Source organism: Planococcus beigongshangi (genome assembly GCF_016820495.1).
GTDB classification, from domain to species: Bacteria; Bacillota; Bacilli; order Bacillales_A; family Planococcaceae; genus Planococcus; species Planococcus beigongshangi.
On record NZ_JADHDU010000003.1, the window covers coordinates 290,725 to 316,366 of the forward strand.

General features: G+C 47.0%; 23 protein-coding genes and 1 pseudogene. 22 read left to right on the forward strand and 2 right to left on the reverse strand.

Going from position 1 to position 25,642, the window contains the following annotated elements:
- The first annotated feature begins 5 nt into the window (after window positions 1-5).
- The 9 genes and pseudogenes from IQ294_RS08680 to IQ294_RS08720 all read left to right on the forward strand — a co-directional run bounded on the left by IQ294_RS08680 (window position 6) and on the right by IQ294_RS08720 (window position 10,157).
- Complete coding sequence (locus tag IQ294_RS08680) at window positions 6-1,187, forward strand: DUF2812 domain-containing protein (RefSeq protein WP_349291345.1); 1,182 nt, start codon at window positions 6-8, stop codon at window positions 1,185-1,187.
- Between the two features lie 121 nt (window positions 1,188-1,308).
- Window positions 1,309-1,614, forward strand: a complete 306-nt coding sequence (locus tag IQ294_RS08685) for a hypothetical protein (RefSeq protein WP_203333640.1) — start codon at window positions 1,309-1,311, stop codon at window positions 1,612-1,614.
- Window positions 1,615-1,913: 299 nt separating this feature from the next.
- On the forward strand, window positions 1,914-3,428 hold the full coding sequence (locus IQ294_RS08690) for an amidase family protein (protein ID WP_203333641.1): 1,515 nt from the start codon (window positions 1,914-1,916) through the stop codon (window positions 3,426-3,428).
- A 608-nt stretch (window positions 3,429-4,036) separates the two neighbouring features.
- On the forward strand, window positions 4,037-4,660 hold the full coding sequence (locus IQ294_RS08695; protein WP_203333642.1) for an anthranilate synthase component II: 624 nt from the start codon (window positions 4,037-4,039) through the stop codon (window positions 4,658-4,660).
- Window positions 4,635-6,380, forward strand: a complete 1,746-nt coding sequence (gene pabB / locus IQ294_RS08700) for an aminodeoxychorismate synthase component I (protein WP_203333643.1) — start codon at window positions 4,635-4,637, stop codon at window positions 6,378-6,380. The genes IQ294_RS08695 and pabB overlap by 26 nt, the downstream gene beginning before the upstream one ends.
- A gap of 18 nt (window positions 6,381-6,398) precedes the next feature.
- Window positions 6,399-7,295, forward strand: coding sequence for a phosphogluconate dehydrogenase (NAD(+)-dependent, decarboxylating) (gene gnd / locus IQ294_RS08705; protein ID WP_203333644.1), 897 nt, complete (start codon window positions 6,399-6,401; stop codon window positions 7,293-7,295).
- Window positions 7,296-7,446: 151 nt separating this feature from the next.
- The gene (locus IQ294_RS08710) at window positions 7,447-8,175 is read left to right on the forward strand and encodes a ferredoxin reductase domain-containing protein (RefSeq protein ID WP_203333645.1); all 729 of its coding nucleotides are present in this window, start codon (window positions 7,447-7,449) and stop codon (window positions 8,173-8,175) included.
- Window positions 8,176-8,793: 618 nt separating this feature from the next.
- Window positions 8,794-9,357 (forward strand): NADPH-dependent FMN reductase, encoded by a 564-nt coding sequence (locus tag IQ294_RS08715; protein ID WP_203333646.1) that lies wholly within the window; start codon window positions 8,794-8,796, stop codon window positions 9,355-9,357.
- Between the two features lie 152 nt (window positions 9,358-9,509).
- A pseudogene (locus IQ294_RS08720) lies at window positions 9,510-10,157 on the forward strand (SDR family oxidoreductase).
- Window positions 10,158-10,368: 211 nt separating this feature from the next.
- On the opposite strand, the gene IQ294_RS08725 reads toward IQ294_RS08720, so the two are convergent.
- Complete coding sequence (locus IQ294_RS08725) at window positions 10,369-10,671, reverse strand: glutamate ligase domain-containing protein (protein ID WP_203333647.1); 303 nt, start codon at window positions 10,669-10,671, stop codon at window positions 10,369-10,371.
- Window positions 10,672-11,074: 403 nt separating this feature from the next.
- Here IQ294_RS08725 and IQ294_RS08730 point away from each other — a divergent pair, with 403 nt between their 5' ends.
- The 7 genes from IQ294_RS08730 (at window position 11,075) to IQ294_RS08760 (ending at window position 18,215) form a co-directional block, all read left to right on the forward strand.
- The gene (locus tag IQ294_RS08730; protein WP_203333648.1) at window positions 11,075-11,926 is read left to right on the forward strand and encodes a GAF domain-containing protein; all 852 of its coding nucleotides are present in this window, start codon (window positions 11,075-11,077) and stop codon (window positions 11,924-11,926) included.
- 188 nt (window positions 11,927-12,114) lie between these two features.
- Window positions 12,115-12,855 (forward strand): SDR family NAD(P)-dependent oxidoreductase, encoded by a 741-nt coding sequence (locus tag IQ294_RS08735; protein ID WP_203333649.1) that lies wholly within the window; start codon window positions 12,115-12,117, stop codon window positions 12,853-12,855.
- Window positions 12,856-12,933: 78 nt separating this feature from the next.
- The gene (locus IQ294_RS08740; RefSeq protein ID WP_203333650.1) at window positions 12,934-13,797 is read left to right on the forward strand and encodes a fumarylacetoacetate hydrolase family protein; all 864 of its coding nucleotides are present in this window, start codon (window positions 12,934-12,936) and stop codon (window positions 13,795-13,797) included.
- A 36-nt stretch (window positions 13,798-13,833) separates the two neighbouring features.
- Window positions 13,834-14,631, forward strand: coding sequence for a carbon-nitrogen family hydrolase (locus tag IQ294_RS08745; RefSeq protein WP_203333651.1), 798 nt, complete (start codon window positions 13,834-13,836; stop codon window positions 14,629-14,631).
- 533 nt (window positions 14,632-15,164) lie between these two features.
- Window positions 15,165-16,364, forward strand: coding sequence for a quaternary amine ABC transporter ATP-binding protein (locus IQ294_RS08750; RefSeq protein WP_203333652.1), 1,200 nt, complete (start codon window positions 15,165-15,167; stop codon window positions 16,362-16,364).
- Window positions 16,357-17,217 (forward strand): ABC transporter permease, encoded by an 861-nt coding sequence (locus tag IQ294_RS08755; RefSeq protein ID WP_284699726.1) that lies wholly within the window; start codon window positions 16,357-16,359, stop codon window positions 17,215-17,217. The genes IQ294_RS08750 and IQ294_RS08755 overlap by 8 nt, the downstream gene beginning before the upstream one ends.
- 68 nt (window positions 17,218-17,285) lie before the next feature.
- Window positions 17,286-18,215 carry a glycine betaine ABC transporter substrate-binding protein gene (locus tag IQ294_RS08760; RefSeq protein WP_203333653.1) on the forward strand — a complete coding sequence of 310 codons (930 nt, stop codon included), beginning with the start codon at window positions 17,286-17,288 and terminating at the stop codon, window positions 18,213-18,215.
- A gap of 79 nt (window positions 18,216-18,294) precedes the next feature.
- Here IQ294_RS08760 and IQ294_RS08765 read toward each other — a convergent pair whose 3' ends face one another.
- Window positions 18,295-19,050, reverse strand: coding sequence for an IclR family transcriptional regulator (locus IQ294_RS08765; RefSeq protein WP_203333654.1), 756 nt, complete (start codon window positions 19,048-19,050; stop codon window positions 18,295-18,297).
- A 208-nt stretch (window positions 19,051-19,258) separates the two neighbouring features.
- Here IQ294_RS08765 and IQ294_RS08770 point away from each other — a divergent pair, with 208 nt between their 5' ends.
- From IQ294_RS08770 to gucD, 6 genes are all read left to right on the forward strand, one after another.
- A complete protein-coding gene (locus IQ294_RS08770) occupies window positions 19,259-20,206 on the forward strand; it encodes a sugar kinase (protein ID WP_203333655.1) in 948 nt (315 codons plus the stop codon).
- 36 nt (window positions 20,207-20,242) lie between these two features.
- Window positions 20,243-20,863 carry a bifunctional 4-hydroxy-2-oxoglutarate aldolase/2-dehydro-3-deoxy-phosphogluconate aldolase gene (locus IQ294_RS08775; protein WP_203333656.1) on the forward strand — a complete coding sequence of 207 codons (621 nt, stop codon included), beginning with the start codon at window positions 20,243-20,245 and terminating at the stop codon, window positions 20,861-20,863.
- Window positions 20,864-21,052: 189 nt separating this feature from the next.
- Window positions 21,053-21,817, forward strand: a complete 765-nt coding sequence (kduD, locus tag IQ294_RS08780; RefSeq protein ID WP_203333657.1) for a 2-dehydro-3-deoxy-D-gluconate 5-dehydrogenase KduD — start codon at window positions 21,053-21,055, stop codon at window positions 21,815-21,817.
- A 458-nt stretch (window positions 21,818-22,275) separates the two neighbouring features.
- The gene (locus tag IQ294_RS08785; protein ID WP_203333658.1) at window positions 22,276-23,052 is read left to right on the forward strand and encodes an IclR family transcriptional regulator; all 777 of its coding nucleotides are present in this window, start codon (window positions 22,276-22,278) and stop codon (window positions 23,050-23,052) included.
- Between the two features lie 75 nt (window positions 23,053-23,127).
- A complete protein-coding gene (locus tag IQ294_RS08790) occupies window positions 23,128-24,018 on the forward strand; it encodes a fumarylacetoacetate hydrolase family protein (RefSeq protein WP_203333659.1) in 891 nt (296 codons plus the stop codon).
- A gap of 67 nt (window positions 24,019-24,085) precedes the next feature.
- Window positions 24,086-25,552 carry an alpha-ketoglutaric semialdehyde dehydrogenase GucD gene (gucD, locus tag IQ294_RS08795; RefSeq protein ID WP_203333660.1) on the forward strand — a complete coding sequence of 489 codons (1,467 nt, stop codon included), beginning with the start codon at window positions 24,086-24,088 and terminating at the stop codon, window positions 25,550-25,552.
- Window positions 25,553-25,642 lie beyond the last annotated feature (90 nt).

Sequence of the window (25,642 nt, forward strand, 5' to 3'; positions counted from 1 at the left end):
AACGAGTGTACAGGCCGTTATGGAGTTATGATGTAAGGAAGACAGAAGAATGGCTCGCAGGGATGGCGGAACAGGGCTGGATCTTTGAAAAGTTGAACCGCTGGTCGCGCTGCTTCCATTTTCAGGAGCGGAAGCCGGAAACGCGTGTTTACCGGATTGCTTATGAAAAAATGAGCTCTCCTGTATTGCCGAAGACGCTGCAGGCGGAAGGCTGGGAAATAGCCACAACTGCAGGGAAATGGGAATTCACTGCAAACAGTCAACCGGAATCGGCAATCAGGACGTCGCCGGTGCGGGACGGGGTGGTCAAGCATAACCGGTTCATTACTTATTTGTTTTTTGCAATGATCATTTATTTCACGGTCATCCTGCTGAATTTTTCTGCTGCAATGTTCACCGGCTGGGTAGTGGAAGGCGGCCGTAATGTTGTGGAAAGTCCGATGTGGATCGTGACGTATCTTTTCATGGCGTTTGTGCTGGCTAGCGTGATCTTTGGGATTTATTCGATCGTTAAAATCACGCGGACGAACAAACAGCTGCAAGGGACAGAAAATGTTGATGCGGTTTCCGTGCATCAGCAGCTGGACGGAAAGACGGAAAGTGAATTAAGACGGGCGGGCCGTCTGATAAGAAAAGTGAAATTCGCGTGGATTTATTCGCCCGATAAGATGGAGCAGTGGCTTGAATCCATGGAACTGAAAGGTTTTAATCTGTACCGGGTCAATAAAATCGGCAGCGTGTTTTATTTCATAGAAGGGGAACCGCGGCGCATCGCTTACCGGCTGGATTATCAAAGGGGCCCGACTGAAAGTTATTACGCGATTCACCGGGAAGCGGGATGGAAGGAAAAATTCGTTTCGTACTCGAATATGGAGAATTGGACAATCTGGAGCCAGGCATACGAGGAAGGAAGAGAGCGGCCGCAGCTTTACAGCGACCGGACCAGCCGGTTGAAACACGCGAAGAGAATCGCGATTACGTATACGGCAGCGTTCCTGCCTCTAATCACTTTCTATATTTACTTCATCATCAGCTATATCAGCAGAGCAGAGACAATTCAGGATTGGTTTTTATGGAACAGCAGCGGCCTGTTCATGATTGCCATTTTGATTTTCGGCTCAATCATCTTCCGGATATGGGCATACTATGGCCGTTTGCGCAGAGAGACAACGGCTGTGCATGGCTGAGAGTTTCTATTACAAAAACTTTTTTGGGAATGAATGACATTATTAAATAAGTTTTAGTCAGTTTTCTCCGGGTATAGGTGTTATATAGAAATAACGCATACAAACCGAGGAGGAACATATTATGGCACAAGCAAAATGGCTGAAACTTGGCGCAGCAACATTTCTGTCTGTAGGAATGCTGGCAGCGTGTGGAGATGATGAGCCGGATGTAGATCAGGACATCAATGTGGAAGATGACGACGGAGGCACAGTCGTACCAACAGATGACGGAGAAGATGACGGCGGCGACACCGATGTCGATGTAGACACGGATACGGATTCTGACGCGGACGACGCCGATACTGATGCAGATACGGATACGGAAAGTGACGACACCGATACTGACACCGACACTGATACTGATACAGACGAAGATAGTGAAGGGTAATATAAATGAAAACAGCGGACTGGAGTTTCCAGTCCGCTGTTTTTTGTGGTGTGCGCGGGAGAAGACGGTTTATGGGCGGGAGAAGGAACTTTGTGCGCGGGAGAAGCCCCGTTATGCGCGGCAAACGCATATTTGTGCTCAACTTAATATTTTTTCATCCAGAATGATATTTTTCGGACCGCTAATTCATTCGGATTTCGGGTTTCCAGTTCTTTCCCAAAATGCCGCACCCAAATGCTATACTCTGAATAGGTCTACATTAGATAGAAGGAACAGCTTCGGCCGAAAGGGGAATAAGGATGGATTTGAAGGAATATATGCAACTGGACGCAGTTGGAATGGCTGCTTTATTGAAAAATAAACAAGTGAACAGCGAAGAGCTGCTGAATTTAAGTTATAAACGGCTCGAACAGGTGGAGCCGCGATTGAACGCCTTTACCGAAACGCGGCGTGAACTGGCGCAAAAGGAATTAAAAGAAATGTCAGCCGGCGATTTCGCAGGCGTTCCGATGGCGCTGAAGAATATCTCCCAGTCGCTGAAAGGCGAGAAACTGACTTCCGGTTCGAAATTATTGAAAGATATGAAAGCCGGACAGGATTCACATCTGACCGCGAAACTGAGACAGGCGGGATTCACATTTGTCGGTCACACGAATACGCCGGAGTTTGGCTTGAAAAACATCAGCGAACCGGAACTTTACGGACCCAGCCGCAACCCATGGAATCCGGAATATTCCCCGGGAGGATCAAGTGGCGGCTCGGCTGCTGCGGTCGCTTCTGGAATTGTGCCGATTGCCGGAGCAAGTGACGGCGGTGGCTCTATCCGCATACCTGCATCTTTCACCGGATTATTCGGTTTGAAACCGACACGCGGCCGCATGCCGGTCGGCCCTGGTGCAGGACGGCAGTGGCAGGGGGCATCGATTGATTTTGTCTTAACTAAAACGATACGTGACAGTTCGGCCATGCTGGATTTATTGCAGACAGTGCAGCCGGCAGCAGCTTTCCACACGCCCTTATTTCCCGGGAAATACATGGCTGTTATGGAGCAGGACTTCACGCGTCCATTGAAAATCGTCTTCACCCTGGAGTCTCCTGTAAGAACACCGGTTTCCGAAGACGCACGCCTGGCGGTAATGAAGATGGTCCAGTGGCTTGAGCAGCAGGGACATGAAGTGGAAGAACGCGGCAACGGCATCGATGGGATTAATTTGATGCGCGATTATTATTTGATGAACAGTGGGGAAATGTCATTGCTGGTAAGAAACCTGAAAAAAGGCGCAGGGCGGGAGCTGACGGCGGATGATATGGAAATTGAATCGTGGTTATTAAGTCAGGCAGGGTTAAACGTGTCGGCGGCGGATTATTCGGCAAGTTTGGCTTCATGGGATGCAGCAGCTGCGAAAATGGCTGATCTTCATGAAGACTATGATTTCTATATCACACCGGCGACAGCTTATCCGGCACCGGAAGTCGGGGAATTAACCCACAGCAAGGAATCCCGTTCAGACCTGCTTCGACGCTGGGATCGCACCAGCACTATGTGGGATCAGCAGGAGATCATCTACGATATGTTCCTGCCGAGCCTCACCTATACACCATATACGCAGCTGGCGAATCTGACGGGGCAGCCGGCGATGTCGCTTCCTGTCCATGTCACAGAAAACGGCTTGCCTCTTGGCGTACAGGTGATGGCCGGAAAAGGGCAGGAGCACCTATTGCTGCAGCTCGCCCGCCAAATTGAGCAAACCGACCTGTGGCAGGGGATGAAAGGCAATCCCGGCATGGAGATTGGATGGAAATTCCAAGTTTGAATGATTTTTGCAGGCGAAAAGCGCTGAAACCAATAGAAAGACCAACTGAAGCTGCACCGCGACCCTTCGCGGCGCAGCTTTTTGGGGAGTCGTGAGATAAAAATGGCTATCCGTTAAATAAAGCTTTCTATCCGTTAAATAAAGCTTTCTATCCGTTAAATAAAAACGGCTATCTGTTAAATAAAAACGCTTATCCGTTAAACAAACCATCCTATCCATGAAACAAACCATTAAGGCTGCTCCTAATTGGTCCAACCCGCTCTCGGCAGTATCGGGCAGGCGCGAAAGCCCTGCCCCAGGGCAGTCCGCGGCCAGCGGACTGCTTTCCATCATGTACTTTTTCTTTATGAAAAACCTGTAGGAAAATTGACTCGTGAGATAAAAATGGCTATCCGTTAAATAAAACCTTCTATCCGTTAAACAAATCTCACTATCCGTGAGACAAATCTCACTATCCGTGAGACAAATCTCACTATCCACGAAACAAATAACGCCATCCCTTAAATAACCCCACCCTACATCCCCTCCCACCAATCAACACAGATTTTATTTGCAGTGGAAAACACGTATAATAAAGCAACTACAATCTTTATTGAAGAGGTGCAGACATGATTGTGATCATCGATAATCACGATTCATTTACCTATAATCTGGTGCATTACCTGGAACAGATTGCAGGGGACGTCCGGGTTTTTCAAAATGATGAGATAACCGGAACGGAAATCCGCAAAATGGCGCCGGAACTCATCGTGCTGTCGCCTGGACCGGGCCGCCCTGCTGAAACAGGTGCGACGCGTGAAGTGCTGGCGACATTGAGTGGTGAGACCCCGATTCTTGGAGTATGTCTCGGCCATCAGGCGATCGTCGAGTTTTTCGGCGGGCGCATCGTCAAAGGGGAACAGCCGATGCACGGCAAAACGGCAGCCATGTCTCACGATGGGAGAGGGTTGTTCGATGGGATCGAGTCCCCTGCGCAAATCACCCGCTACCATTCACTTGTTGCGGAGAAAGCGAGCATGCCCGCATGTCTGGAAGTCAGCTGTGAAACATCGGACGGGGCCATCATGGGCGTCCGGCACCGGCAACTTCCGGTCGCCGGCATCCAGTTTCATCCCGAATCGATCATGACGACAGAAGGCTATAAAATGCTGGAGAATTATTATAAACAGGCGAGGTTCTGGAACACCGTCAAGAAAGGAGACGCAAATGGCCAATCCGTATCTTCACTTTGAATTCCGGAATTCCACCGGCCGCATCGAACCGCTGATATTCAAGGATCCGCTGCGCGTGCTGCAGACGAATAAGCTCGAAGAAGTGGCAGCTGTTCTGGAAGAACTCCAAACCGCAGCAGAACAGGGCTATTATTCAGCCGGTTTTGTTTCCTACGAAGCGGCGCCGGCATTCGATCCGGCGATGGAAGTGCGTCCGGCTGACGATTTTCCGCTCATCTGGTTCGGGATATTCGGTGAACCGGAGCGCCCGGATCCTGACGCCGCAGCTACAGCCGAAGACTACCATGTTTCCGATTGGCGCATGGCGGGTTCCCCCGAAGCCTATAAAGAGGGCATCAAAAAGATCAAACAGGCGATTGAAGAAGGCGATACCTATCAAGTCAATTACACCGAGCGGCTGCATGCCGGTTTCAGCGGCAGTGACTTCGCTTTTTACCGCCAGCTCGCGCATAATCAGCAGGCAGGCTACGGGGCTTATTTGAATATCGGGGATCACCGGATCTTATCGGCATCCCCCGAATTGTTTTTCCGGATCGATGATGGCCGGCTGATGACGAAACCCATGAAAGGAACAGCGCCGAGAGGACGGACACTCGAAGAGGATGAAATGCGGGTCGCGGAATTGCTGGCATCCGAAAAAGAGCAGGCGGAAAACCTGATGATCGTGGATCTGCTGCGCAATGATATGAGCCGCCTGGCCACAAAAGGCAGTGTCAATGTCACGAAGCTGTTTGAAGTGGAAACGTATCCGACCGTCCACCAGATGACGTCGACTGTAGAAGCGCAACTTGCACCGGGGCTCACGGTTCTGGCTATTTTCAAAGCGCTGTTCCCTTGCGGTTCGATTACAGGGGCGCCGAAAATCAGCACGATGCACAGAATTGCGGAACTGGAAATGACGCCGCGCGGGGTTTATTGCGGAGCCATCGGTTTTCTGACGCCTGATAAAGACGCGGTATTCAATGTGCCGATCCGGACAGTCACCATCGATCAGTGGAACGGCCGCGCGCGGTACGGAGTCGGCGGCGGTGTGACGTGGGATTCGACTTCGGAAGGCGAGTTCAGGGAACTGCAGACAAAAGCGGAAGTCCTGACGGCGCGCAGGCCCGTGTTCGAACTCCTCGAATCGCTGAAGCTCGAGAATGGCGATTATCCGCTGAAGGGTTATCACCTCAGCCGCCTGGCCGATTCTGCTGCTTATTTTAACTTTGCGTTGGACACACCCGAGGTGGAACACCGGCTCACGCAGCTGTCAGCGGAATTTCCAAGGGGCAGCTATAAAGTGCGGCTGCTGTTGAGCCGTACTGGCGGTATCACCGCCGAAGCGCAGCCCCTGTCAGCCATCTCGCAGCCGGTGAAATGCGCCATGGCAGCGGCACCCGTCGACAGCAACGACCCCTTCCTGTATCACAAGACGACGCATCGTGAAATTTATGAAAAAGCGGCAGAAAAGATGCCGCAGGAAGCTTTCTCTGTTTTATTATGGAATGAAAGAGAAGAACTCACGGAATTTGCAATCGGCAACCTGGTCCTGGAAATAGGCGGTGAATTCGTTACGCCGCCGGTAAGCTGCGGTTTATTGGCAGGGACTTTCCGGCAGCAGCTTATCGGAAGCGGTAAGATTAAGGAAAAGGTCCTCAAGAAAAACGACCTCGCCATTTGCGACGCCGTCTGGTTCATCAACAGCGTCCGCGGCTGGCTGGAAGTGGAAATGATCTGAAGGGAAGAGGTGGCTCGGATGAAAGCAGGACTGATCGGAATCGGCAGGATGGGCGCCAATCTGGCATTGAATATGATGGAAAACGGGCATGAAGTGGTGGCGTACGATGCCAACAGTGAACAGGTCGATCACATCGCGGCAGCCGGTGCCATTGCGGCCTATACGCTGGAAGAACTCGTGGAAAAGCTTGAAAAGCCGCGTATTTTGATGATGCTGGTGCCGCACGGGGAAGTGACGGAAGCGGTCATCAGGGCATTAAAACCGCTTCTTGCTGAAGACGATATCCTTATGGACTGCGGCAATTCCAACTTCAGGGAATCGGTGAGACTTGGCGGCCAACTGAAGGAAAAAGGCATCCATTTCATGGATTGCGGCACGAGCGGGGGGATAGCCGGTGCACGGAACGGGATCTGTATGATGATTGGCGGCGATGTGCAAGCATTTCAAATCGTCGAACCGATGATCAAAGACATTTCTGTCGAAAACGGTTATTTCCATACAGGCGAACTTGGCAGCGGCCATTTCCTGAAGATGATCCATAACGGCATCGAATATGGCATGATGCAGGCGATGGCGGAAGGCTTCGAGATTCTGGAGAAGAGCGAGTATGACTACAACCTTGAAGGCGTGGCGAAAGTCTGGAATAACGGTTCGGTCATCCGTTCCTGGCTGATGGAACTGGCTGAAAACGCCTTTTCGAAAGACCCGAAACTGGAAGAGATCCGCGGGATCATGCAGTCATCTGGCGAAGGCAAGTGGACAGTGGAAACGGCACTCGATCTTCAGGTGCCGGCCCCGGTCATTGCCTTGTCGCAAATGATGCGCTACCGTTCGCTCGAAGACGATACCTTTACGGGCAAAGTCGTAGCGGCGCTCCGCAATGAATTCGGGGGACATGACGTCATCAAGAAATGAAGGTGGACGTCCACAACATGCTTAACGCATCTGTGGGCGTTTTTTAACTGAAATTTGGAAAAGAGAAAAAAATTTCTTATTTAATTGAGAATAATTATCATTTATTGTATAGTGGAGGTAATACGCACGGAAGTGTGAAGGAGGAAATGGGATGCAGATATACTGGACGAAGATAAATAAGATCATTGAAGAAACGGCTGAAGTGAAGACGTTCCTGCTCGATTGCCCGGAAGGTTTCGTATGGGAGGAAGGGGCGCATCTGCACCTGGCGCTCAGAGGATTCAATGAAGGCGAAAAGCCGAACCGCAGCCTGATCCGCCATATGTCGATTTCAACGCTGCCGAATGAAAATTCAATCGGCATCACGACGCGCATCAAAGAGCAGTGCTCGGAATTCAAGACGATTCTGAGAGAACTAGGTGTCGGCGGAGAAGTCGCGATTTTCAAGACACATTCCAATGTGCCGCTGAAACGGGAAGGCAGAAAAGTTTACCTGCTGTCTTCCGGAGTCGGACTGGCAACTTTCCGTCCGCTCGTGCTCGATTACTTCGAACGCGCAGACAATGTTGAAGGCATCCATTCCCTGAATGTCGATTCGACCAAAGAATTCCTTTTCACATCCATTTTTGAAACGGCATCCGATAAGAAGTTCACTTCGCAGTTTGTCGATAACCGCAAAGACTATTACGGAGAAGTGGAAAAACTGGCTTCAGACAAAGAAGGGCTTTTCTATGTTGTCGGCAGTGACGAGTTCCTCGCACAGAATATTTCAATCCTGCTCGAACAGGGCATTCCGCATGAACAGATCATGCTCGATAAGCATGAAAAGAGACGGAACGAGTTTTTAGGCATTGAAATGCCGGCGGTTCCTACTGCTTGATATCATAAGAACGTCCGCAACGTGCCTGGGCACAATCGCGGACGTTTTTTTTGTAAAGAAATAAAATGGCTGCTATCAGCTGAAAATCCTGTCTAAACTATAATAAGTCGAACAAAAAATAAAAACTTATAAACCGCTTTGGCGCTTTGGACAGTGCAAAGATTGTGCTCCGCCGCTGCGCTCGTCGCAAAGATGACGCCACCTTGGCGTACCTTGATTCCCTCAATAAGCCGGGAAGAACACCCGTCTTATTGCTCCATCCAATCCTGAGGCGCGCCTTCGCTTAGTTCCACCCAACAACCCGCAGGGAATATGAGAGTAACCCGGAAATTTAAAAGAACCTTCTAGAGAATAGTCTTTGAGATATGGAGCAAAACAGGGAAGACTCCCAGGGGATCAGAAACGGAGTTGGTTTTCCAACTCCGTTTCGAGCTCAGTGCGAGCCCCCAGGAAGCGAAGCTGTTTTGCAGATTATCGATTTTTATTATTTACTTGTTCGACTTAACCGGAATATTCAGTCTTTATATTTGTATTCCCAATCCTTTTTTTATATGATGAAAGGGCATCACGATGTGAACGCCCTAAGATTGAAATTACAATGGAGGAGGCATCATATTCATGACGAAGATCGGTATTATCACAGGAAGTACGCGCCCTGGACGCAACAGTCTGCAGGTTGCGCAGTGGGTGAAAAGCATTGCAGACAAGCGCGGTGACGCGGAATACGAAATTGTGGATCTGAAGGAATTCGATCTGCCGATGTACGCGGAACCGATTTCTGCGGCCTACAGCCAGGATTACCAGACACCTGAAGCCATGCCGTGGTCCCGGAAAATTGCAGAACTCGACGGCTACGTTTTTATCTGTCCGGAATACAACCATGGCGTGACCTCTGCACTCAAAAACGCCATCGATTATTTGTACGTGGAGTGGAACAATAAAGCGGCAGGCATCGTCAGCTACGGTTCATCCGGCGGTGTGCGTGCGGCGGAAGCTCTCCGCATCATCATGGCCGAACTGCAGGTGGCCACCGTCCGCTCGCATCCCGCGATGTCGCTGTTTACGGATTTCGAAAACATGAGCGAGTTCAAGCCGGCGGAAGTCCATGAAGGTTCGGTCACGACCATGCTCGATCAGGTCAATGCCTGGACGAATGCACTGCAGCCGCTGCGCAATAAATAAGGATGTCCCGCTTAAAAGGATATAGAAATTTTCGAAACCCTCCGCTGCTGCCGGAGGGTTTTTGGGTGAGTTGGACTGGAGCAGCATCTTTGATAGAGAGGCGGCCGCTTTGTTAAGGTGTAGAAGTAAACGATGAAAGGAGCAATCAGGACATGAAAGTATTCTTAATCGGCTCGAACGGACAAGCGGGAAAACATATGGTGAAATTACTGAATGAAAATGAGAAGCATGAATTGACGGCAATGGTCCGCAGCAGCGAATAGGCGGCAGAACTGAAGCAGTCTGGCATCAATGCGGTGGTTGCGGATCTGGAAGGCAGTGTGGAAGATCTCGCCAAAGCGGTGGAAGGACATGATGCGGTCATCTTTACCGCAGGGTCCGGTGGAAAAACAGGTCATGATAAAACATTATTGATCGATTTGGACGGCGCTGTAAAATCGATGGAAGCAGCGGAACAAGCAGGCGTTGGCCGTTATGTGATGGTGAGCGCATATAAAGCCTATGACCGCGAATCATGGAAAGACAGCCCGATCAAACCCTATATGGCTGCAAAATATTATGCAGACCGGATGCTCGAAGCAAGCAAGTTGACCTACACGATTCTCGGTCCGGGATTATTGGTGAATGATCCCGGTACGGGCAAAATCGCTGTCGGCGACGGCATTGCCGCAACCTCCATCCCCCGTGTGGATGTCGCCAGAGCGGCCGTTGCGGCGCTGAGTGAAGAAAGTACGTACAATAAAACAATCGATTTGATGTCCGGGGAAATTGAAGTGGCAGCGGCCTTGAAGAATATCTGATAAGTTGCTGGAAACGAAAAAAGAGAACAGTCGATGGGACTGTTCTCTTTTTTATTGGGTTGAAGCATTGACAGAAGCCAGAGCGGCGCTGATATTGTCTGCGTATTCCTTCAGCACAGGCAGGAACTCCTCCCGCAGGACCTTTTTTGAAACGCGGCCAACCAGCGGGTCTTCTTTGTCCCTAATCCAAAACCGCAGGCAAATTCAGCACTCAGGATGACTTCGAATGGATGCCGAAAAGCTGTTCCAGTACGGTATCTTTGTCGCTGTAGGGAATGCGGTCATCGCCGACCAGCTGGGAAGTCTCATGCCCTTTATCCGTCAGCAGGACAATATCATCTTTCCCAGCCTGCGCCACAGCTGTGCGGACCGCCTCTCTGAGATCGCCGATCAACGTGTAGTTGTCATGCTGCATGCCTTTCTCGAAGCCGGAAAGGATGGTTGAGACGGATTCTTTCCCCAGATTATTTGTGGTGATGATGACGTGATCGGCGGCGGAGGCTTTTTCTGCCATGACGGGCCTTTTCAGATGGTCACGGTAATTGCCGCTTTGCCCGCATTTGAAACTTTTTTTGTAAGCTTCAAAAATTCAAGGAATAAAAGAGGAAACGCCGAAAAAAGGTTCCCCTCTTTTCGGCGTTGTTCCATCCCTATTGTCTGACACACTCGACCAAATTTCTTCGATTTATTAAAGCGGCAAGGTTTATTGATAAATAAATTTTAAATGATTTATCAAAAATATGCCATCATGAAAGGTTTATTGTCCAAAGTTCTGTGGACCATGCCAGGAAACAGGAGGCAAAAGGATTAGAGCGGTGATAAAAGGGGTATTAGTAATGGAATTGCCTGAAAAAGAGAAGAGAAAATGTGCAGCCTATTAAGTATCAATTGCACTCCTAAAGGGGAGAAGAGAGACGATGGAACATGCGAAAACTGGCGGATCACGCCAATTTAAGAACTTTAATGAGGCCGCCAATCAGGTCCTTAAAATGCTCAGTGGCCAAATGAAGATCAACACCTTATTCATCGCAGAAAATGATGGGGTGACCAATACAATTACGAAGGCTTTCAATAGGACTGAGGAGCTTGTAACAGAGGGTTCCGAAGCGCCTTTGGAACAGACTTTCTGTGGCCTGGCGATCCGCCACGGCGAGGAAGTGCTCGAAATTGCCGATATCTCCAAAGATGAAAATGCGGCCGGCCTTGAAATTACGTCCCAATTCGACAACGGCTCATTCATGGGGATTCCGATCTATTACGACGACGGGAAAGTTTATGGCACGATCTGCGGTTTGGATAAGCATCCATTTACCTTCACCCCGGAACACCAGGAAATGTTCAGCATGATGTCGTCTTTGCTGACGTATATCCTGGAACTGGAAACGGCGAAAAAAGAGATTCAGAAACTGTCATCGCCGCTGGTTCCGCTGACGAACACCATTTCCATCCTGCCGATTATCGGACACATTACCTTTAAACGGGCGAAACAGATGGTGGATGATGTGGTGCACAAAGCGGATGATGCCCTGGATACGCTGATCATCGATTTCTCCGGCATCACGCAGATCGATCCGAAAATCGAGCAGCCGCTGCTGGATATGATCCAGACGCTGAAAATAATGGGGATCACACCGATCATTACAGGCATTACGCCTTCAATTGCCTTGAACGTCCCGCATTTCGCGCATTCGCTGAAGGCTGAAAAGAAAGAGGCGACATTGAAAATCGCCATTGAAAAAATGGGCTTCGCGATGCAGCAGCAGGATTAAATTTTACAGGCGCATCTTGAAACCGGCCCATGCAAATAAAATAGAAGTCGCGAGAAGCTGCTGATAAAAGGCAGCTTTTTTCAGTATTTCAGCAAATAGTAATATTAATGAAGTTGCTTTTAGTTTTAATTGACTTAAAATTCCGATAACATAAGAAGTGCAACCTTATCAAAAAGGAGGATACACAAATGGATTTAGCAGGAAAAGTGGCAGTGGTGACAGGCGGCGCTTCAGGAATCGGGCTTGCCACAGCAAAAATGTATTTAGCAAAAGGCGCGAAAGTGGTCATCGCCGATTTCAACGAAGAAGGCGGAAAGCAGGCAGCACAAGAGCTGAAAAGTGGCGGGGAAGTGGAGTTCTTCCAAGTGGACGTTTCAAGTGAAGAGGCCGTCGAGGGCATGATCAACTTTGCTGTCGATACGTTCGGCACCATCGACATCCTCGTCAGCAATGCCGGCGTCGGGGCGCTGAGCGAAACACACGAACTGAGCTACGAAGATTATCATAAAGTCATCGCAGTCAATCAGGACAGTGTATTCTTCGGAGCAAAACACGCCATCCGCCATATGATGAACAACGGCGGAGGGGTTATCGTCAATACCGCATCCATTCTCGGCAGTGTCGGTGAAGCCGGTGCCTTTGCGTATAATGCGTCCAAAGGTGCCGTAAATCTGATGACGAAATCACTGGCTCTCCAATATGCCGATAAGAATATCCGCGTAAATGCGGTGGCTCCGGGATATGTCGAATCCGGCATGGTCAACCGCGACGCACTCGGACCTGAATTCTACGATCAGCTCGTCAGCAAGCATCCGATCGGCCGCCTCGGCCAACCGGATGAAATCGCACACGCCATCATTTTCCTCAGCGAAAATGACTTCATGACGGGTGCGACCATCCTCGTCGACGGCGGCTACACGGCACAGTAAAAAGGATGAGAATCGCTGCCCCGGTAAAGGGGTGGCGGTTTTATTTGATAACATAACGTAACGGAAGGGTTGATACATATGCGTCTGGCAACAATCAAAATCCAGAGTGAGGAAACAGCGGCGGTCATTACGGCTGCTGGCGCAGTACCGATGGAGGCGATCAATAAAGAATTCAATCAGCAATGGCCGACAGCGCTTTTTGATTTGCTTCCGCTTGAGCAATTGGAACCGTTTAAAGAGTGGTTTGACGGACAGGATATGGATGAGTTGACCAAACTGGCTGTTGAAAATGTGGAATTCGGTCCTCTTTACCGCCATCCCCGAAAAGTTTGGGGTATCGGATTGAACTACGTCGAGCACGCGGCAGATCTGAGTGAAGTCTCGCCGAACACGGAGCCGGCAAGCTTCATGAAACCCGATACGACCATCATCGGTCCGGGTGATACCATCAAGGTGCCGCTGCAGTCCGAGCGCACAACGGCGGAATCGGAGCTCGGCATCGTCATCGGCAAAGTCTGCAAAGACGTCGAAGAAGAAGATGCGCTCAGTGTCATTGCCGGCTACACGACCATCATCGATATGACGGCGGAAGACATTCTGCAGAAAAATCCGCGCTACCTGACGCGCGCCAAAAGCTTTGACACCTTCTTCAGCTTTGGCCCGCAATTGGTTACAGCGGACGAAGTGGAAGATGTGCTCGGCCTGAAAGTGGCGACCGTCATCAACGGTGAAATCCACCGCGACAATCTTGTCTCGAATATGACGTTCCAGCCGCAGCACCTGATTTCATTCCATTCCAAAGTTATGACGCTGCTGCCGGGGGACATCATTTCAACGGGCACACCGGGCGCGGTCGTCATCCGGGACGGCGATGTGGTCGAATGCCGTATTGAGGGATTTGAGACGCTGGTGAATCGGGTGAGGGATTTGAAGGTTTATTAAAAATAAGGGCTAAAACTTTTGATGGGAGAGGTTCACATGAAATATTCGATTTTTCAAATGGATATCATAGCTGGAAAGCCTGATGCCAACCGGCTGAAAGTCTCTCAGTGGCTGGAAGCGGAGATGCGGGAGAACAAGCCGGATATTGTTGTGCTGCCTGAAATGTGGACCACTGCCTATACGCTCCATGCACTGGATAAAGTTGCCGACCAGGGCGGGGCCAAGACGAAAAGTTTTCTGAAGGAACTGGCGATGACTTTTCAAGTCAATATCATCGGGGGTTCTGTCGCCAATCAAAAAGACGGCAAATTCTATAATTCCTCTTTCGTCTATTCACGGAATGGAGATCTGGTTTACGAATACGATAAACTCCATCTGGTGCCGATGCTGAATGAACATGATTTCCTGACAGGCGGAGCGGCGGTACCGGAAGTCTTTGAGCTCGAAGGCATCAAAATGGGGTTGATCATCTGTTATGATCTTAGATTCCCGGAGATCATCCGGAGTCTGGCACTGGACGGGGCGCAGGTTTTGCACATCGTCGCCGAATGGCCGGAAGCACGCGCCAATCATTGGAAAATACTTCAGACAGCGCGGGCCATCGAAAACCAGATGTATGTGGTCTCCGCAAACAGAGTAGGTGAATATGACGGAGTCGCTTTTGCGGGAGCTTCAATGGCCATCGATCCATGGGGGGAAGTATTATTTGAAGCGAGTGACGAGGACGAAGAAACGATTTCAGTTTCGCTCGATTTGGAGAAGGTCCTAACAGTAAGGAAAGATGTTCCTATTTTTACGAGCCGGGTGCCGCATTTGTATAAGAAGGAAACTTAAAAGGCAGAGAGCATCGATTCACCGAAATTTTTCGGATGAATCGGTGTTTTTTTATGCAGAAAAACAACCGGATTTTGACCTGCAAAAGGGGATCCCAGAAACGAAATCCTTAGGAAAACGAATGATTAAAAAAGTTTTTTAAAAAAAGTTTTTACTGCGGTTAATGAAAAGTATTCGTATTTTTCAGGTAATTCTTTGAGCTACCGTCATAGAGAGGATGAAAGCATCTCGCATAATAAAAAAACGTGATTTTCTGCATCGAAATTTAGACGGTAAAAAGCCTTGAAAAGAGCCGGATTTCAGCAGGACGGTTTGAAAGGCTGGGTAATTTAGCGTATGGTTAGGTAGATGCAGCTTAGGTTCAATAGCACGGAAAGAGTTTATTTATATAGGTTTTTGTCAGATCCACGCCAGAAAAATGCTCAATTTCTGCCGGGCTGAAAAAACCTGAAAACAGAAAGAAGTTCTGAGAGCTTTAAAAAACTCTTGAAACCATAAGTAGCAAAAAAGTGGTATAGAGAGGTGTTGGATATATGCCAGTTATAAAAGTGGAAGGCCTGTCGAAAGTATTCGGCAAAAATGTTAAGCAGGCCTTGAAGTTGCTTGGTGAAGGCAAAACGAAAGAAGAAATATTAAAATTGACTGGCAGCACAGTAGGCGTAAACCGGGCTTCGTTTGAAGTCGAAGCAGGAGAGATTTTCGTCATCATGGGATTATCCGGAAGCGGGAAATCGACTTTGGTGCGCTTGCTCAACCGGTTGATCGATCCGACGGAAGGCCATGTATTTGTGGACAACGAAGACCTGGCGGCAATGAATAAAAAAGATCTGCTGCGGGTACGCCGGACAAAAATGAGTATGGTATTCCAGAAGTTTGGACTTTTCCCGTTCCGTTCGATACTGGAGAACGCTGAATATGGCCTTGAAATCCAAGGGATAACGAAAGAAGAGCGCAGCCAAAAAGCGCGTAAATCCCTTGAGATGGTTGGTCTCGGCAATTATGTGGACCAATATCCGTCGCAATTATCAGGAGGCATGCAGCAGCGTGTCGGTCTGGCGAGAGCGCTTGCCAATGATCCTGAAATCCTGCTGATGGACGAAGCATTTTCAGCACTCGATCCGCTGATCCGCAAGGAAATGCAGGATGAGTTGCTGATCCTTCAGGAATCGATGAAGAAAACGATCATCTTCATCACGCATGATCTGGACGAAGCACTTCGCATCGGCGATAAGATCGCGCTGATGAAAGACGGTTCCATCGTGCAGGTCGGATCACCGGAAGAAATCCTGATGAACCCGGCAAACGATTACGTCGAGAAATTCGTGGAAGATGTGGACCGCTCGAAAGTTTTGACGGCCTACAACATCATGAAACGCCCCGAAACGGTCAATATCGACAAACACGGTCCGCGGGTTGCGCTGGAACGGATGCAAAAAGAAGGCATTTCCACTATTTACGCAACAGACAGCAACCGGAATCTGAAAGGCTACGTCACAGCGGACGATGCGGTCATTGCCATGCGCAGCGGTGTGACAGACCTAACGGGAATCCTGAAAATGGACGCACCGGCTGTTACAAAAGATACATTGATGAACGCAATTTTTGAGATCAGCCATGATTCGCCGGTTCCGATTACGGTAGTGGAAGATGGCAAACTGCTCGGCATTATCGTGCGCGGTGCAGTTATAGCGGCACTTGCAGGACAAGGCGAGGTGAATCTGACACATGCTTAACTTCATGGAGAACGTTGAAAAAATTCCTTTGGGTCCGTGGGTGGCCAGGTTCACCGACTGGATCTCCGACACTTTTTCATTCCTGTTCGACCCGATCAAAAACGAATTCGGTGAAGGGCTCGAAGAATTCGCTTATATGCTGGCGGATGTTCCGCCTGCCATCGTGATTGTCATCGTCGCCGTACTGGCATTCTTCCTCAGCGGCAAACGCTTCGGCCTGGCCGCATTTTCGGTCGCCGGATTATTGCTGGTCTGGAATCAAGGCCTTTGGGAACAATTAATGCTGTCATTCTCTCTCGTGCTTGTCGCGAGTCTGCTGTCAGTCATCATCGGTGTGCCAATCGGTATCCTGATGGCGAAAAGTAAAATAGCCGAGAATCTCATTACGCCGGTTCTCGATTTCATGCAGACAATGCCTGCATTCGTTTACTTGATCCCGGCAGTTGCCTTCTTCAGCATCGGCATGGTGCCTGGCATATTCGCTTCATTGATCTTCGCGACACCGCCGACAATCCGGTTCACGAACCTGGGAATACGGCAGGTATCGGAAGAATTGGTCGAAGCGGCGGAAGCGTTCGGAAGCACCGGCGCACAAAAGTTATTCAAAGTGGAATTGCCGATGGCCAAAGATACGATCATGGCCGGCATCAACCAGACAGTCATGCTTGCACTGTCAATGGTAGTTATCGCATCGATGATCGGTGCGCCTGGCCTTGGCCGTGAAGTGCTCTCGGCCCTGCAGCGCACGGATGTAGGCAGCGGATTTATTGCCGGCCTGAGCATTGTCATCCTGGCAATCATCATCGACCGCTTTACACAAAGCTTCTCGAAGAAAAAAAGAACGAGCATCTGAACGAGCTGGAATCTTTTCTGAGAGGAAAAGTGCCATACATTTTATAGAAAAAGGAGATTGATTGATTTATGAATAAAGCAACATGGAGAAAATTAGGTCTGGCTGCCGCGGCAGCACCAATGATGTTCCTCGCAGCATGCGGAAATGATGACGAAGCAACTACGGACGAAGGAACAGCCGGCGAGTCGGGAGAAGTGAATTACGGTGAGGAAATGAACTACAAAATCACAGGCATCGAGCCTGGTGCAGGCGTAGTTGCGGCATCTGAACAAGCTACTGAAGACTATGAAAGCCTGGAAGGATGGGAAGTCGTAACTTCTTCAAGCGGCGCAATGGCAACAGAACTCGGTTCAGCGATCGATAATGAAGAACCGATCATCGTAACCGGCTGGAGCCCGCACTGGAAATTCCAGAAATACGATTTGAAATATCTTGAAGATCCAAACGGGGTCTTCGGTGATGCTGAAACGATCAACACAATGGTCCGCGAAGGCCTTGAAGAAGAAAACCCGGAAGCCTATGCAATCCTGGATAATTTCTACTGGGAAACGGCTGACATCGAAAGCATCATGCTGGAAGTTTCAAACGGCACAGCTGTAGAAGATGCAGCGGCAACATGGATTGAAGAAAACAGCGACCGCGTGGCTGAATGGACAGATGGCATCGAAGCTGTCGACGGTTCAGAAATCGAACTTGTCTATGTCGAGTGGGACACAGAAGTCGCATCCACGACTGTAGTCGGCCAAGTCCTTGAAGCTCAAGGCTTTGACGTAAAATTGACTCCGCTTGATAACGCAGTCATGTGGTCGGCCGTGGCTGAAGGCCAGGCTGACGCAATGGTAGCTGCATGGCTGCCGGGAACTCACGCGGCACAGTTTGAAACATACGGAGATGACATGGTGAACCTGGGTGAAAACCTCGAAGGCGCTAAAATCGGTTTCGTTGTGCCATCTTATATGGATATTGATTCGATTGAAGATTTGACGGCGGCTGAATAATAAAGGAATAAAATAACCGAACCCTGAGGAGATTTTCTTTGGGGTTCGGTTTTTTGTAGGGAGAAGAAGTGGGCTAAATTCAGTATCCCAATTGTTTTGAAATTTCTTTTGATGTATTTGCTATTTTTTCAATTAACTCGGATTCAATCAGTTCCATTGTAATCCGTGAACTGGGACCTGAAATACTGAAACTTGCGATAATGTTGCCTTTAGCATCTTTGATAGGTGCCGCAATACAGCGAATTCCATCTTCATTTTCAATATTATCCAGCGCGTATCCATACTTTTTCACACGTTCGATTTCCTCATCCAATTGCAGTTTGCTTGTAATTGTATTCTCCGTTTTAGGAGTGAAATCTGTATTTTCAATTGCTCTTTCATAAGAATGGGCAGTTTTTCCTGAAAGAAAAATTTTACCTACACCCGTACAGTAATACGGCGCGCGGCTTCCGATTCTTGAAAACATGCGGATAGTTTGCTTGGTTTCAATTTTATCGATATATAATACATCCCCGGAATCTTCAATACAAAGATGGATGGTTTCGTTTACTTCTTTTGAAAGCTCTTCCAGAAAAGGCTTTGCAATCGGAATAATATTAACATTGTTCAGTAGATTCTGAGCTAGTGAAACTATTTTATAGCTGACCCTATATTTTTCTGTGACAGCATCTTTTTGGACGTAACCTAAGTTGATGAGAGTAGCGAGTAATCTATGAACCGTGCTTTTTGATAAACCGGCTATTTCAGATAACCTGGAAATCTGCATTCCATCAGGGGATTCAGAAAGTGATTCCAGTAAAGTAAACGCTCTTTCAACAGATTGGACAGAAGACAATATGCGCAACTCCTTATTATTAAAGTTTAATTAAGAACCTTACCGAAACAAATATTTATTTGAAAATGAAAAAGTTAAGGTTATAATAAGTTGAAGTGGAACGGTGACCCGTATAGTGGAACAATATTGTTAAATATAACATATATTCTTTGCGAAAACCTAATTAAATTGAAGAGAAATAAAAGAAAATAAGAAAGGGAGTTTATTCATGGATATTATTACAATTGGAGATGGAATGATTACGTTTGATCCGAATTCCAAGGGACCAATGCGATTTGTAAATGAATTCACCCGAAAAATTGGCGGGGCTGAACTGAATGTAATGATCGGATGTGCAAGACTCGGGCTAAAGACAGGTTGGATTAGTCGTTTGGGTAAAGATGAGTTTGGGCGCCATATACTGAATACTGTGCGGGGAGAAGGCGTGGATGTTTCAGAAGTAGAACTCATGGAAGGTTACGCGACTTCACTTAATTTCAAGGAAGTTCAAGAGTCTGGCAATGGCCGCACGTTTTATTATCGGAACAATTCGCCTACTGAAACTTTCACTGTTGAAAATTTGCCGGAAGAGTATATTAAATCCGCGAAAATCCTTCATATCACTGGAGTGTTTCCTGCAATCAATGAAAAAAATAGAGTCGTTATTTTAAGAGCGATTGAAATTGCAAAAGAAAATGGAGTGAAAGTTTCCTTTGATCCAAACATCCGCCTGAAATTATGGACAAAAGAGGAAGCTAGGAAAACAATACTCTCTTATCTTCCTTATGTAGATTACTTATTGGTCGGAAGGGATGAACTTGAATTACTCTTTGAAACTAATGCTGACGAAGAGTTGATAAGTTGCCTGAAAGATTTTGATTTCAGTAAAGTGGTGCTGAAAGAAGGGAATAAAGGCAGTTACCTATTGAAGGATGACAAATGGGTACATTTTGAAGGCTTCAAGGTTAATAAAGTCGTTGATACCGTTGGGGCAGGAGATGGATTCGATTCAGGATTCCTATATGGGGTAAGCTGTGGCTGGTCTGATGAAAAATCGATTGAACTGGCGAATGCCATAGGTGCAATGGTTGTACAGGTGGCTGGTGATAATGAAGGATTGCCTTATCTGGAAGATGTAGAAGTCTTTCTTGGAGAAAGAGAGTCAATCGAACGATAAAATTATAGCTGTGAAAATGGCGGAAGGAGTTTTCTAATGATAGTAGAGCGTTTAAAATCATCGTTAATAATTCCGGTATTAAGAAAAGTGCCACAGGAGAAGAGTGCAGAAATTGTAAAAGCGTTATATGACGGTGGGATCCGGGCTGTAGAAATAACGATGGAATCCGAAGGTGCAGAAGAAATCATTCGGGAATCAGTAAAATCGTACGGAGAGAAAATCATCGTGGGAGCGGGAACGGTCTTGAATTTAGATGACTGTAAACGGGCGATTGCTGCTGGAGCTCAATTTATCGTATCACCGGCGCTGGATGAAGAAGTAGTCAAGTATGCTGTCGAACAGCAAGTTCCCGTGATTCCGGGAGTTTTTACTCCAAGCGAAATGTTGAGAGCCCACAATGCGGGGGCAGCCATGGTGAAGTTATTTCCGGCATCAACAGTGGGTCCAGGGTTTATAAAGGATGTAAAAGGGCCGCTTAATCATATAAGCATCATGACTACTGGAGGAATCAGCAGCGAAACAGCGAAAGCTTATTTGGATGCTGGAGCTGTGGCAATCGGTGCTGGAAGCGCATTGCTAAAAAAAGATTTAATTGGAAATAATGATTGGAACGCATTGTCTAAAGAAGTCGAAGACTGGTTTGAAAAACTGAATTAAGTTTGAAAGACTCTTCTCAGGAGCAGTCTTTTGATAGCAAAAAAATAAGTCCTTTTCAAATTGTCGCTGGAAATCCAAATCATGAAAGTTTAGAAAATGACATAGGAAGATTCAGACCGGTATCGATTACCCTGCCAAATAAAGAAGGAATATAAAAAGATAAAATATAATTACTCAGGAGGCTAAAGAGTGCCATTTTCACTTGATTCGTTTTCATTAAAAGGAAAAACAGCACTGGTCACGGGTGCCAGAACGGGCATCGGACAGGCGATTTCATTAGGATTGGCAACAGCCGGAGCGCATTTGCTGCTGCTTGGTCACCGGGACGATTTCGATGAAACAAAAGGAAAAATCAACCGGATTGGCGGCACGTATGAAACCATAATCCTGGATTTGAGCGAAGTCGCTTCCATCCGGGAAAAGCTGGCTCCTGTGCTGGAGAAATACGACATTGATATTCTGGTGAATAATGCCGGCATCATCCACAGAGAGCCGGCAACGGAATTCAGTGAAAGCGAATGGCTGCGTGTTATGGACGTGAACATCAATTCCGTATTCATCCTGTCGCAGGAAATTGGCAAAACAATGGTCCAAAGAGGCAGTGGGAAAATCATCAACATTGCTTCGCTTCTTTCTTTCCAGGGAGGATTGTTCGTTCCTGCGTATACAGCGAGCAAACACGCCGTAGCTGGACTGACAAAAGCGCTGGCAAACGAATGGGCCGGTAAAGGAGTTCAAGTGAACGCAATCGCGCCAGGGTATATCGAAACAAATAATACGGAAGCCATCCGTCAGGACGAAAACCGCAATCAGGCAATCCTTGACCGGATTCCGGCAGCTCGTTGGGGAGAGGCCGACGACTTGGCTGGGACTGCCGTGTTCCTGGCATCAAAAGCAGCCGATTACGTAAATGGCCATATCCTTGTCGTTGACGGCGGTTGGATGGGGAGATAAATGAGTTACTTTAAAACCATTGCTTAAGTATAGCGATGGTTTTTACGTATGAGAATTCAAAACTTTATTCTAGAAAATCACAAAGTTATCTTACTACGTAAACTGAAAAGCGACTCCCTTGTAAATAGTAGATACTCAAGGCAATTTAATAACGTTTACAGTTTTTAAAGGTCAAGTATTATTGTTAAGAATAATTTGACAACTAATACACTCGACTGTATACTGAACTTGCCTTTATTTGAAAACTCTGTTTTATAATATAAAACTATGAATTTATGGGAATATTATTAAAGAGGAAATTTGCATTACAATAATTTTTGTAATAGAGGAATATTTAAAAGGAAAGGGTGAATTTTAAAATAGTACTCTAAAAATTTTTGATTAATATATTTTGGTATCATAAAAGTTTGAGAATATAAAAAATCAAAATTAAGAACAAAACAAAGAGGATGTAAAATATGCCAATTATTCAATCAGTTGATCGAGCTATGCATATTCTGGACTTATTTGATGACTATAATAAAGAAATAAAATTAATTGAAATTGCAGAACGTATGGAACTACATAAAAGCACAGTCCATTCTCTTTTAAAAACCTTGCAGAAACACCACTATATTGAGCAAAATTCGGAAAATGGAAAGTATACATTAGGTATGAAATTATTTGAACGAGGAAACTATGTCATTCAAAGTCTAGATCTTCGGACTGTAGCTAAAGAAGATTTAGTCAATCTCTCGAAGGAAACTGGAAGAACTGTTCACCTCGTAATACTCGATGGTAAAGAGGGCATTTATATTGATAAGGTCGAAAACTCAAATGCTACCATTTTCTATTCAAGAATTGGAAGAAGAGTACCTTTACACAGTAGCGGTGTAGGAAAAGCACTTATAGCTTTCAAAAAGGCCAACGAATTGGAGAGTATAATGAAAGGTTATGAATTTACTAAGCAAACCACCCAGACACTAACTGATAAGAAATCCTTACTGAAAGAACTGGAAAATGTGAGGAAGCAGGGTTTTGCAATTGACAATGAAGAAAATGAACCAGGTGTCTATTGTGTAGCTTTACCAATTAAAGATCATAATGGCCAAGTTGTGGCTGCAATTAGTAGTTCTACTACAGCGAGCCATATCACTCAGGAAGATATAAAAAATATAGTCGATAGTTTAAAGAAGGCAGCAGATAATATCTCTAAAAAACTAGGATTTGGCTTTCGAGATATAGTCAGTGAATAAAAATGCTGTTATGAAAAGTTTAAGTTAGTAAAAGCTGAGTGATAAGTCAATTATCTATTTAGGAGGCATTTAACTATGAGGATTATCCGTTATATGAAAGGTGTAGAAAAGCAACTTGCCGCGGTCACAAGTGAAAATGAAGTAATTGATTTGCCGTACTCGGATTTCATGACTTTGGTCGCTGAAGCACGCCAATTTAACAGAACGCCATTTGAAATGGTAGGGCAAATTGTCGCTAAAGGACAGAAAATTCCATTTGACGAGCTGACTTTGACGACACCAATTGATGCTCCTGAAGTGTGGGCAGCAGGGGTTACCTATAAAAAAAGCAAGGAAGCTCGCAATTACGAAGCAACTCAAGGGAAATTGGACGCGGAAACTTTCTATGACAAAGTATATGACGCAGTCCGTCCGGAAATATTCTTTAAATCCACAGCAGCAAGAACAGTCGGGCCGAATGATCCCGTTTACTTGCGCTCCGACTCTACCTGGCAAATCCCTGAACCCGAACTAGGTTTAGTGGTCGACAAAGAAGGCACAGTGCTGGGGTATACAGCTGGAAATGACATGAGTTGCCGTGATATTGAAGGAGAAAATCCATTGTACCTACCGCAGGCCAAAGTCTGGAAAAACTCCTGTTCAATCGGTCCGTCGGTTTTATTGGCAGAAACGGTTGCCGATCCTTATGCATTCCAAATCATTTGCCGTATTTACCGCAACGAGGAATTAGTTTTTGAAGGAGATGCACAAGTAAATCAACTGAAGCGCAAATTAGAGGAACTGGTGCATTATCTGGTTTTGGATAATGAAATCTTCGATGGCACTGTATTGCTCACAGGCTCTTGCGTTGTGCCGCCGAACGACTTTACTTTGCAGGAAAATGACCGAATCGAAATCGAAATTCCGGGTATTGGCATTTTGAATAACCCTGTATTGCAGAGCAGGAAAGTGGATCAAGTCAAATAAGGGTGATGGCAAGGCTTAACCGCACGCAGGAATTCCAAAATGATGATGAAAAGGGGTTAACAACTATATGACTACAACAACTCAAGCAGATGCATACAGCAACTTCATTAACAATGAATGGGTAAAAACTGCATCAGGAAAAACAATTACAAGCATCAACCCGGCGACAAAAGAAGCGATGGGATATGTTCAAAGTTCATCGGTGGAAGACTTGAACAATGCTGTAGAAGCGGCATATAATGCCCGGAAAGTGTGGCGCAAGGCAGGCCAGGCGGCACGCGGCCAGCTGCTGTTCAAAACCGCCAGTATCCTGGAAGAAAATCTTGAAGATATTGCACAGTCTATGACGGCGGAAATGGGGAAAACCCTTCCGGAAGCCAAAGGCGAAACGGCACGCGGCATAGCAATTCTTCGCTACTACGCTGCTGAAGGCATGCGCAAAGAAGGCGATGTCATCCCGTCTTCCGACAGCGAAGCGCTGATGTTTACAAAACGCACGCCACTGGGTGTAGTAGGTGTTATTACGCCGTGGAACTTCCCGGTAGCGATTCCGATTTGGAAAATTGCGCCTGCGCTTGTTTATGGAAATACGATTGTCTTTAAACCGGCAAGTGAAGCTGCTGTAACGGCTGCTAAAGTTGCAGAATGCTTCGCTAAAGCAGGATTCCCAGAAGGTGTCTTTAATTTCGTGACGGGTTCCGGCTCAGTAGTCGGCCAAGGGCTGATCGACCACCCGAAATTAAACGCGATTACATTCACCGGCTCTGAGCAAGTGGGACAGAATGTAGCAAAATCAGCTGCAGCCCGCGGCATTAAATTCCAGCTGGAAATGGGCGGCAAAAACCCGGCTATCGTTACAAAAGATGCCAATCTTGAACAGGCAGTGGAAGCTGTCATTAATGGCGCATTCAAATCATCCGGCCAAAAATGTACGGCTACGAGCCGCGTAATCGTCGAAGCAACCGTATATGAAGAGTTCAAACAAAAACTTGTGGAAGCCACTGAGAAAATCACAGTCGGCAACAGCCTCGAGAAAGAGGTTTGGATGGGACCATCTGCAAGCGAAGGCCAATTCAACACATTCAATGAATACGTTGAGAAAGGCAAGCAGGAAGGTGCAAAACTGATCCATGGCGGCGAAGTGCTGACAGGAGAAGGCTATGACAACGGATTCTTTGTCAAACCGGCAATTTTTGATGAAGTGACTGCCGATATGGCAATCTCTCAAGAAGAGATTTTTGGTCCTTTCATCGGCCTGATCAAAGCTGCAGACCTTTCTGAAGCACTTGAACTAGCCAATAATACGAAATACGGTCTTTCTGCATCCATTTTTACTTCAAACATCAATTCGATTCTTGAATTCATTGACGAAATTGAAGTTGGGCTAGTCCGCATCAACGCTGAAAGCGCCGGTGTTGAACTGCAGGCTCCTTTCGGAGGCATGAAAGGATCAAGTTCAGGTTCCCGCGAGCAAGGCGAAGCGGCGAAAGAATTTTATACTGCTATCAAAACCGTCTTTATAAAAGGAAATTGAAAACAATAAAAGAGGGCCCCATTTGGGGTCCTCTTTTATTCAAGAGCTTATTGATACGTCAAGAACCAATTGAAATTTCAATCATATCTA